At 62.2% G+C, this 6,891-nt stretch carries 5 protein-coding genes; all 5 read left to right on the top strand.

Annotation, left to right across the window (positions count from 1 at the left end; genetic code table 11):
* The first annotated feature begins 137 nt into the window (after positions 1-137).
* Complete coding sequence (locus tag KHY18_RS14345) at positions 138-1,019, top strand: CorC family transporter (RefSeq protein ID WP_213300976.1); 882 nt, start codon at positions 138-140, stop codon at positions 1,017-1,019.
* 8 nt (positions 1,020-1,027) lie between these two features.
* On the top strand, positions 1,028-2,608 hold the full coding sequence (gene lnt / locus KHY18_RS14350; protein ID WP_213300979.1) for an apolipoprotein N-acyltransferase: 1,581 nt from the start codon (positions 1,028-1,030) through the stop codon (positions 2,606-2,608).
* Between the two features lie 163 nt (positions 2,609-2,771).
* Positions 2,772-3,296, top strand: a complete 525-nt coding sequence (fabA, locus tag KHY18_RS14355; protein WP_159913106.1) for a bifunctional 3-hydroxydecanoyl-ACP dehydratase/trans-2-decenoyl-ACP isomerase — start codon at positions 2,772-2,774, stop codon at positions 3,294-3,296.
* Positions 3,293-4,513, top strand: a complete 1,221-nt coding sequence (gene fabB / locus KHY18_RS14360; protein WP_213300982.1) for a beta-ketoacyl-ACP synthase I — start codon at positions 3,293-3,295, stop codon at positions 4,511-4,513. The genes fabA and fabB overlap by 4 nt, the downstream gene beginning before the upstream one ends.
* A 570-nt stretch (positions 4,514-5,083) precedes the next feature.
* Positions 5,084-6,891, top strand: a 1,808-nt coding sequence (locus KHY18_RS14365) for a glycosyltransferase family 2 protein (RefSeq protein ID WP_213300985.1), incomplete at its 3' end; no start/stop codon positions are given.

Raw genomic sequence — 6,891 nt, forward strand, 5'->3', positions numbered from 1 at the left:
CAGTGGCAATGGCGGGCCCTCTACACAAAGATGGCCGGGGCGCAACGGGGATTTCTCGCAAACGCCACACATCAAACGCGGGCAATCCGCTATCCTTGCAGCTTGTTCCACTACCGCACGTCCTGCATTCCAAGACAGTGTCAGACCCGCATTCTGCTCGTTCTTCCGAAAAGGAAGACAAGCGCAGTTTTCTGCAAAAAGTCGCTGAATTCATCCACCCGGCCCCCGAGTCGGCCGATGAATTGATCGAAACCCTGGCGGAAGCCGAAGACAAACAAGTCATTGGCGCCGATTCCCGCGTAATGCTGGAACGTGTGATCCGGATGGCCGACATGACGGCCGGCGACGTGATGGTCGCCTCGACCCGGATGGACCTCGTCAACATTGACGACCCTTTCGACGTCATCCTGCACCAGGTCATCACCACCGCCCATTCGCGCTTTCCCATTTACCAGGGCGAGCGGGAAAACATCATTGGCATTCTGCTGGCCAAGGATCTTCTCAAGCTCCAACGCGCTCCCGAACTCAACCTGCGGGCCTTGCTGCGTCCCGCGGTGTTCATTCCCGAAAGCAAGGGACTGCACGACCTGCTGCGCGAATTTCGCGGCAACCGCAGCCACCTGGCAATCGTCATCGATGAGTTCGGCCGCGTTGCCGGTCTGGTCACGATCGAAGACGTGCTCGAGGAAATCGTCGGCGAGATCGAAGACGAGTTCGACATTCCCGAAGACGAAGGCGACATCTTCGCGCTGGCCGACAACAGTTATCGCGTCTCGGGCGACACCTCGGTCGAACGCGTGGCCGAAGCTTTCGACGTGGTGCTGCAGGCCACCGACCCCGAAGACGACTTCGAGACCATAGGCGGGCTGATCGCGCACGAGATGGGCCATGTGCCCAAGCGCGGCGAATACCTGCAGATGCAGGGCCTGGGCTTCACCGTGCTGCACACCAAGGGCGGCGCGGTGCGCTGGTTCCGCGTGGTGCGCGAGCATGCGCCCGACAGCCTGGTCAGCAACTGAACGCACGCATGGCTTTGCTTTCGCCCCGCCGTGGGGTCTTCTGGTGGGGCGCGGCCGTTGTCGCCGCGGCGGGCGTGGCCCAGGCGCTGTCTATCGCCTGGCCCGTCGGCGGGCAGCCGCTGTGGTGGCTGCAAATCCTCTCGCTGGCGCTGCTCGCATTCGGCCTGCGCACCGGCCTGCCGGCGCGCCGCGCCGCGGGCCTGGGCTTCATCTTCGCCACCAGCTGGCTGGCCGCCACTTTCTGGTGGCTGTTCATTTCCATGCACACCTACGGCGGCCTGCCCGCGCCGCTGGCGGTGCTGGCCGTGCTGGGCCTGGCTGCATTTCTGGGCAGTTACTACGCGCTCGCGGCCTGGGCTTTCACGCGTTTCAAACCTTGCGGTGCGCTCGCCTCGGCGCTGCTGTTCGCCGCCTGCTGGACGCTCGCCGAACTGACACGCGGCAGTCTCTTCACGGGCTTCCCCTGGGGCGCGGGCGGCTACGCCCATGTGGACGGCCCGCTGTCCGTGCTGCCGCGCTGGGTGGGTGTCTATGGCACCGGCGCCGTCGCGGCCGCGCTCGCCTATGGGCTCGCGGGTCTGCGCGCCGTGCATCTGCGCCAGGCGCGCACCTGGGCGCTGGCGCTCGGTGGCGCGGCGCTGCTCGCCGGTCTGTTCTGGCAGCGCGACTGCGCGCTGCGTGGCTGCCTGGCCGAAGCGCCGGCCGCACAGCCGCCCGCGCTCAGCGTGGCCCTGCTGCAGGGCAATATTCCACAGGACGAAAAATTCGAAGCCGGCAGCGGCGTGCCGCTGGCGCTGGAGTGGTACTCAAGCGCGCTGCGCAGCACCGATGCCCAACTGGTGGTCGCGCCCGAAACCGCGATTCCGCTGCTGCCCCAGCAACTGCCGCTCGACTACATGTCGATACTGCAGCAGCATTTCAGCCAGGGCCCGCAGGCCGCGCTGATCGGCATTCCGCTGGGCAACCCGCTGGACGGCTATGCCAACGCCGTGATCGGTTTGCTGCCCGGCCAGGCGCCGGTGTACCGCTATGACAAGCACCATCTGGTGCCGTTCGGCGAGTTCATTCCCCCGCTGTTTCGCTGGTTCACCGAGATGATGAACATTCCGCTGGGCGACTTCAACCGGGGCGGCCTGGCCCAGCCTTCGATGGACTGGGCCGGTCAGCGCCTCGCGCCCAATATCTGCTACGAAGATCTTTTCGGCGAGGAACTCGGACTGCGTTTCCGCGATCCGACCACGGCGCCGACGATTTTCGTCAATGTGAGCAACATCGGCTGGTTCGGCGACAGCGTGGCCATCGACCAGCATCTGGCGATCAGCCGCATGCGTTCGCTCGAGTTCGAGCGGCCGATGCTGCGCGCCACGAATACCGGGGCCACGGTGATCATCGATCACCATGGCGATGTGACCCAGACGCTGGCGCCGCATGTGCGCGGCGTGCTGTCCGGCAGCGTTCAGGGGCGCGACGGAATCACGCCGTTCGCCGCCTGGGTGCGCTGGGTCGGGCAGCTGCCGCTATGGCTGTTGGCCGGGCTGGCAGTCGCCTATGCAGCCTGGAGGCAGCGGACTTATGCCCAGGGCAAGTAGACTGTCGTCTTTTGAAGTATCTGTGTTATTTTGCATTTGCAGGGTCTTTGCGGTTATACGGCAACGCCGTGGGCCGGATAATGCGCGCCTGTGGCGCATGCGAAATGCTGCGAATCACGCGACAACGAAGCGGTGAGTGCACCGCTGTGGAGCAAGTTTGACAATGGCCGATTCCTTTTCCTACCAGCAACTGATCGCCTCCGGCGAGGGCAAGCTGTTCACTCCTGATTCCGGGCGCCTGCCTTTGCCTCCCATGCTGATGTTCGATCGCATCACGCACATCGCCAGCGAAGGCGGCGAGCATGGTCTGGGCAAGATCGTGGCCGAGCTCGATGTGAACCCCGATCTGTGGTTTTTCAAATGCCATTTCCAGGGCGATCCGGTGATGCCGGGCTGCCTGGGCCTCGATGCCATGTGGCAGCTGATTGGCTTTTACCTGACCTGGCTGCAGTTGCCCGGTCGCGGCCGTGCGCTCGGCGCCGGCGAAGTCAAGTTCACCGGCGAAGTGGGCCCCGACGTCAAGTTGGTCACCTACGAAATCGACATCAAGCGCCTGATCAAGCGCAAACTCAACATGGCCATCGGCGACGCACGCCTGCTGGCTGACGGCAAGCTCATCTATACGGCAACCGACCTGCGCGTGGGTTTGTTCATGCGTGAGGGCAAAACCGAAGGATCCGCAGAATGAAGCGTCGGGTTGTGATTACGGGCACGGGCATTGTCTCGTGCATCGGAAACGACAATGCAACGGTCGAGGCCTCGCTGCGCGAGAGCCGCTCGGGCATTCGGGCCATGCCCGAGTTCACCGAGCTGGGCATGCGCAGCCAGGTGGCCGGCATTCCGCAAATTGATGTCGAGGCATTGATCGACCGCAAGCAGCTGCGTTTCATGGGCGATGCGGCGGCCTATGCGCAAATCGCGCTGACCCAGGCCATCGCCGAGGCCGGACTCACACCCGAGCAGGTTTCCCATCCGCGTACCGGCCTGATCATGGGCTCGGGCGGCGGTTCGCCCGCCAACCAGATCGAAGCCGCCGACACACTGCGTGAAAAAGGCATTCGCCGCGTCGGCCCTTATCAGGTCACGCGCTGCATGAGCTCCACGGTCTCGGCCTGCCTGTCGACCAATTTCGCCATCAAGGGCATCAACTACTCGATCACGTCGGCCTGCTCGACTTCGGCGCACTGCATTGGCTCCGCAGCCCAGCAGATCGCCTGGGGCATGCAGGACGTGATGTTCGCCGGCGGCGGCGAAGAGCTGTCCTGGGGCATGTCGCTGCTGTTCGACGGCATGGGCGCGATGTCCAGCAAGTACAACGCCACGCCCGAAAAGGCCGCGCGTGCCTATGACGCCAACCGCGACGGTTTCGTGATCGCCGGCGGCGGCGGTGCCGTGGTGCTCGAAAGCCTCGAGCATGCGCTGGCGCGCGGTGCCAACATCCTCGGCGAAGTCGTGGGCTTCGGTGCCACGTCCGACGGCGAAGACATGGTCGCGCCTTCGGGCGAGGGCGCCATTGCCTGCATGCGCCAGGCCATCGAAGGCCTCGACGGCCCCATCGACTACATCAACACCCACGGCACTTCGACGCCGGTCGGTGATGTGCCCGAACTGCGCGCCATCCGCGAAGTGTTCGGCGACAGCATCCCGCCGTTCTCGTCGACCAAGTCCCTGACCGGCCACTCGCTGGGTGCGACCGGCGTGCAGGAAGCCATCTACTGCCTGCTGATGCTCAACAAGGGCTTCATCGCCGGCTCGGCCAATGTCGAGACGCCCGACCCCGCGGTCGAAGGCATGCCGCTGGTGACCGTGACGCGCGACGCCGAGCTGCGCCAGGTGCTGTCCAACAGCTTCGGCTTTGGCGGCACCAATGCAAGCCTGGTGCTCAAGCGCTGGGAAGGCGCATAAGTCGTTGTTCGCCACTGCCCCGGGGCCGCAAGGCCACGGGGTGCATCCTCGGCGTCCTTGATTTTTTCCTGCAGTTTTTGCACGCCAGCGGTGTTGCTCGGCCTGCACGGCCTGCACGGCCTACAGTGACTGATACCTTCGCTTACCGCAACCGCCTCGCAAACGCCGCGCCGCACTTGGGCGACTCTGCCGTGATTGCCCATACATCCAGTTCGAGCGGCAAGTGAATCGGCAGGCACTTGGGCGAGCTGCCCGCAAGCTCCATCACGACAGTGCGTTTCTTTTGTAACCGAATGTTATGGGTTCGTCCTGCGCTAGGATACAGCGCTCAGTGGATGGCGTGCAGCATTGCACGGCTTCCGTCGCCGGTACAGTCATGGCTGAAGGCAACCACATAGTCAGGCTGAAAGCACTGGTGGCGCAGACCCGCTCGACGCATGTCGCGGTCCGCGCCTATGAATTTCCAGAAGCTTTGATTTAATTGATTCGTCGAAAAACAAATTCATGAATAGTCCGCAATCATTAAGTCTTCGGCAAGAGTTATCTTTCGAAAATCTGTCGGATGTATCTTTGGATGTCTCCATCGTCACTTACAACTCGTTCAAGTGGCTGGGAAAGTTCTTTGATAGCCTCGCGTCGCAGCGCATTCCATTGAAGCAGATCCGACTCATTGTTCGTGACAATGGCTCGACGGATGGCAGCATTGCCTGGCTGCAGAATTTCCAGAAGGAGCAGCAGCACAACTATCTGGAAATTTCCGTTGAAGCCGCAGCGAACGTCGGCTTTGGAAAAGGGCACAACGCCAATCTGGCGAAAGCGCAGAGCCCGTTTTTCCTGGTGACGAATGTCGATCTGGAATTCGAGCCGGATACGCTGGTGGAACTGCTGATACAAGCAGTTGCTGACGGGCCGGATGTCGCTGAATGGGAGTGCCGCCAGAAGCCCTACGAACACCCCAAGCACTACAACCCGGTCAATGGCGATGTGCTGTGGTGTTCCAGTGCCTGTGCGCTGTTCCGTACCGAAGCAATGCGCAAAGTGGGCGGTTACGAACCGCTGTTGTTCATGTATGGCGAGGATGTGGAGCTTTCCTACCGTCTACGTGACAACGGTTACCGTCTGCGTTACGTGCCCAAGGCCACGGTATGGCATTACACGTATGAAGAGGCCGCGCAGGTCAAACCCATGCAGTTCCTGGGCAGCACTTACGCGAACGTGCTGCTGCGCTGCCGCTACGGCAGCCGTCATCAGGTCATTGGCGGCGCGGTGATGTACCTGGGCTTGCTGGCCGTGCCGCAGTCCTTTCCCGGCCAACGCCGAGGCTTGCTGAAGAACGGGCTCAAACTGCTGCGCTCGGCCCCGGTCTTCATGCGCACGCGCCGCAAGAGCCACCAGCCGTTTCCGTTCCGCTTGTGGGATTACGAAATGCCACGCGAAGGCTCGTTCCACGCCTACCCGGAAAAGACCGGCGACGAGCCCAAGCCGCTGGTCAGCGTGCTGACCCGTACCACGCCCGGCAAGACCGGACGTCTGGCCGAGGCCGTAGCCTCGATCGCGGCGCAAACCTACTCCAATATCCAGCTGGTCGTGGTCGAAGACGGCGGCAACACGGCACAGGCCTTCATGGACGAAGTCCGGGGCTATGGTGTGCTGTCGGAAGTGACCTATCTGCCGTTGGAAAAGATGGGCCGCTGCGCCGCGGGCAATGCCGCGCTGGCAGCCGCGCGCGGGGAGTTGCTGTGCTTTCTGGATGATGACGATCTGTTCTACGCCGACCATCTTGAAGTGCTGGTGGACGAATGGCAAAAGAGCCCCTACCTGGGCGCCGTCTATTCGCTGGCCTATCAGGTGCGCACGGAAGTGATCAGCCCCGAGCCATGGATCTATCGCGAGATCGAACACAGCCTGCTCTACCGCCAGCAGTTCAACCGCTACGTGATGTGGCACCACAACTATCTGCCCATCCAGACCGTGCTGTTCAAGCGCTCGCTGTTCGAGGAGTACGGCGGCTTCGATCCCGATCTGGAAAACCTCGAAGATTGGAATCTCTGGGTGCGTTATTCTTTGCACCACGATTTCAAAATGGTGCACAAGGTTACTTCGCTCTACCGTGTTCCGGCCAAGGCGGAAATGGCGGTTGGTCGGCAGAAAATGCTGGATGACTATTATGCCAAGGCACAGGAAAAGCATGCCCAGTTGCGTGCCGATATGAGTCCGGTGGAAGTTCTGACCGCGGCGCAGCAATTGTCGCGCGATATTTATGTGACCTTGATTCCCGCGCAGCAGGTGCGCAAATTCATATTGCAGGTTCCCAGTCTGCGCTGGCTGTATCATCCATTGAGAAAATTCGCATATTACATGCGACGCATGCGCGGAAG

The organism is Acidovorax sp. CCYZU-2555 (genome assembly GCF_018413525.1).
In the GTDB taxonomy this organism is placed as follows: Bacteria; Pseudomonadota; Gammaproteobacteria; order Burkholderiales; family Burkholderiaceae_C; genus Comamonas.